The 3,665-nt window shown below is 70.8% G+C and carries 3 protein-coding genes; all 3 read left to right on the top strand.

Annotated elements, in window-relative coordinates; translation table 11 throughout:
- The first annotated feature begins 328 nt into the window (after nucleotides 1-328).
- The gene (gene lptF, locus NHG85_RS14700) at nucleotides 329-1,444 is read left to right on the top strand and encodes an LPS export ABC transporter permease LptF (protein WP_253333668.1); all 1,116 of its coding nucleotides are present in this window, start codon (nucleotides 329-331) and stop codon (nucleotides 1,442-1,444) included.
- On the top strand, nucleotides 1,441-2,529 hold the full coding sequence (lptG, locus tag NHG85_RS14695) for an LPS export ABC transporter permease LptG (protein WP_253333666.1): 1,089 nt from the start codon (nucleotides 1,441-1,443) through the stop codon (nucleotides 2,527-2,529). Before lptF ends, lptG begins: the two co-directional genes overlap by 4 nt.
- The coding region (locus NHG85_RS14690; RefSeq protein ID WP_370363031.1) for an LPS-assembly protein LptD at nucleotides 2,526-3,665 on the top strand (1,140 nt) is incomplete at its 3' end. The genes lptG and NHG85_RS14690, both read left to right, overlap by 4 nt.

Here is a 3,665-nt window from a genome sequence, read left to right as displayed (position 1 = left end):
ATCTGCCGCGACAGCGCGCCGCCCATGGCGGTGTCGAGCGCGCGGGCGGCCTCGCCCTCGGGGCCTTGGCCGGCGACGAAGACGGCGACGCGCCCGGCGCTTTCGCTGAGCGCCTGCGGATCATGGGGCAGAAAATCGATGCGGGGGGTGCGGGACATGCCAGCTCCTTCGGGCTCATGGTCTTTGGCGGCGGAGCCTAGCCGCCGCAGCCCGCAATGGCCAGATCGCGGTTCAACCCTCCCGCGCGCTGGGCTAGGATACGCCCGGTAAGGCGGCCGGCGCGGCGGCTTGTGACGAGCGAGGGCCCGTGGCACGATTCGACAGATACATGCTGTCGCAGCTGATGATGCTGTTCGGCTTCTTCGCCCTGGTGCTGGTGCTGGTCTACTGGGTCAACAGCGCGGTGCAGCTGTTCGACCAGCTCGTCGCCGACGGGCAGAACCTCTCGGTGTTTCTCGAACTGACCATGCTTGGCCTGCCCTCGCTGATCCGGCTGGTGCTGCCGATCGCGGGCTTCATCGCCGCGCTCTACGTCACCAACCGGCTGAGCGCCGACAGCGAGCTGACGGTGATGCGCGCCACAGGCTTCTCGCCCTTCCGGCTGGCGCGGCCGGTGCTGGTCTTCGGGCTGGTGGCGGGGCTGCTGACCGGGGCGCTGACGGTGGTGATCAACCCGATGGCCCAGGCCCGGCTCGCCGAGCGGGAGGCCGACATCGCCCGCAGCGCCACCGCCCGGCTCCTGCAGGAGGGGCAGTTCCTCAGCCCGGTGTCGGGCATCACCGTCTACATCCGCGACATCACCCCGGAGGGCGAGCTGCGCGATCTTCTGATCTCCGACAACCGCGACCCCGAGGAGAGCGTCACCTACACCGCGTCGAGCGCCTATCTGGTCGAGACGGCGCAGGCGCCGCAGCTGGTGATGATCTCGGGGCTGGTGCAGGTGCTGCGCCGCGAGACCGCCCTGCTTTCCACCACCAGCTTCGAGGAATTCGCTTATGACCTCGCGCCGCTCACCCAAGGCGACGGCCAGGAACGCATCCGCGCGCGGCAGGTCGCCACGCGCGATCTGTTCTTTCCCACGCCCGAGCTGATGGAGGCCACGGAAGACAGCGCCGCCGAGCTCGTCGGCGAGGCGCATGAGCGCATCGCCGCGGCGCTGCTGGCCGCCGCCGCGCCGCTGATCGGCTTCGCGACGCTGCTTCTGGGCGGCTTTTCGCGCTTCGGCCTCTGGCGCCAGATCCTCCTCGCCATCGGGCTGATCATCGTGGTCCATTCCCTCGAATCCGTGGCGGCCTCGGCCATGCGCGGCGATCCCGCCCGCTGGCCGATGATCTACCTGCCCGGCACGGTGGCCTTCGTCATCGCGGCGGTCGAGCTTGGGCTGGCGGCGCGCCCGGCGCGGCGCGGCATCGGGCGGCGACGGCGCACGGAGCGACTGTCATGATCCTGCACCGCTACTACGCCCGCCGCTTCGTCATGGCCTTTCTCGGCACCGGCGCGGCCTTTTTCACCCTGATGGCGATGCTCGATCTCGTCGATCAGGCGCGCCGCTACGGCGACACCGCCGGAGCCGGAGAGCTGGTCACGCTCACCTTGCTCAACGTGCCGGCCGATCTCTACGAGATCCTGCCGCTGATCATGATCATCTCCGGCATCGCCTTCTTCCTCGGCCTGGCGCGCTCGTCGGAGCTGGTGGTGACCCGCGCCGCCGGGCGCTCGGCGCTGGCGGCGCTCACCGCCCCGGTGGCGGTGACGATCATGATCGGCCTTGCTTCGGTCGCGCTGGTCAACCCGCTGGTCGCGGCCACCAGCCGCGCCTTCGAAGCCCGCAGCGACAGCCTCAAGGGCATCGACCGGGTCATCGCCCTGTCGGACGACGGGCTCTGGCTGCGCCAGGGCGACGAAGGCGCGCAGACGGTGATCCGCGCGGTCAGCAGCAATCTCGACGGCACCATGCTGCGCGAGGCGAGCTTCCTGACCCTCGACGCCGAAGGCCGCCCCCTCCAGCGGGTCGAGGCGGATCTGGCGCAGCTTCAGTCGGGCCAATGGCTGCTGCGCGGCGTCAAGCGCTGGCCGCTGACCGCCGACAACCCCGAGACCCTGGCCGAGCGGCTGCCGCAGATGACGCTGGCCTCCTCGCTCACCGCCGGCCAGATCCGCGACAGCTTCGGCGACCCGGCCTCGATCTCGGTCTGGAAGCTGCCGGGCTTCATCGAGCGGCTGAAGGCCGCGGGCTTCACCGCGCGCCGCCACCAGGTGTTCTTGCAGACCGAGCTGGCGCAGCCCGCCTTCCTCACCGCGATGCTGCTGATCGGCGCGGGCTTCACCATGCGGCACCAGCGCGGCGGCCGGGTCGGCGTCATGGTGCTGGGCGCGATCCTGCTGAGTTTCGGCGTGTACTTCCTGCGCAATTTCGCGCAGATCCTCGGCGAGAACGGGCAGATCCCGCCGGCGCTCGCCGCCTGGGCGCCCCCCGTCGCGGCGATCCTGTCGTCGCTCGGCCTGCTGCTGCACCTGGAGGATGGATGATCCGCCTGATCACGGCCCTGCTCTGCCTCGCGCCCGGCCTTGCCCCAAGCATTGCCACGGCTCAGGGCCTCGCCCAGCTCGTCGCCGACGAGATCACGCTCTCGGGCGACGAGAGGCTGGTCGCGCGCGGCCAGGTCGAGGCCTTCTACGAGGGCACCCGCCTCTCGGCCGCGCAGATCAGCTACGACCGTGCCACCGACAGGCTTTCGGTCACCGGTCCGATCCTGATCACCACCCCCGAGGGCGAGGTCTTCACCGCCGAGACCGCCGATATCGATGCCGAGCTCGGCGCGGGACTCTTGCGCGGCGCGCGGCTGGTGCTCGACCGGCAGCTGCAGATCGCCGCGGCGCGGATCGACCGCACCGACACCGGGCTGACCGCGCTGACCCGCACCGCCGCCACCTCCTGCCAGGTCTGCGGCAACGCCGCACCGCTGTGGGAGATCCGGGCCGCGCGGGTGGTCCATGACGACGAGGCCGGCCAGCTCTACTTCGACAACGCCAGCTTTCACATCCGCGGCGTTCCGGTGCTCTGGCTGCCGCGATTGCGCCTGCCCGACCCGTCGCTCGAACGCGCCTCCGGGCTTCTGGTGCCGCAGCTGTTTTCCTCCGACACGCTCGGCTTCGGCCTGAAGCTGCCCTATTTCGTGCCGCTCGGCGCGCGGCGCGACCTGACGCTGACGCCCTGGATCGCCACGCAGGCGCGCAGCCTCGAACTGGGCTACCGCGAGGCCTTCCGCAGCGGCTGGGTCGCGCTCGATGCCCATCTCGCCGAGGACCAGACCGATGCCGCCGCGGGCCTGCGCTATGCCCTTCTGGGCGAGGGCGCTTTTGCCCTGCCGCGCGACATCCGCCTCGAGTTCGATATCGAGGCGGTCTCGGACCGGGCCTTCCTGCTCGATTACGACCTGTCGGATGCCGACCGGCTCGACAGCCGCCTGCGCGCCTACCGGCTGCGCGACACCGGCTACGACCTGGCGCAGATCACCTATTACGAAAGCCTGCGCGAGGGCGAAACCAGCCCCTCGCTGCCGCCGCTGGTGGCGCGGCTGGAGCACGAGACCGTGCTGCGCCCCGGCCCCTTGGGCGGCGAGCTGACGCTGCGCGCGGATGCCGATGCAGCGGGGCGCGACGGC

It is taken from the genome of Limimaricola litoreus (assembly GCF_024159025.1).
Lineage (GTDB): Bacteria > Pseudomonadota > Alphaproteobacteria > Rhodobacterales > Rhodobacteraceae > Limimaricola > Limimaricola litoreus.
The sequence above is the reverse complement of the archived record's forward strand: the minus strand, read 5'-3'. Positions and strand labels throughout refer to the sequence as shown.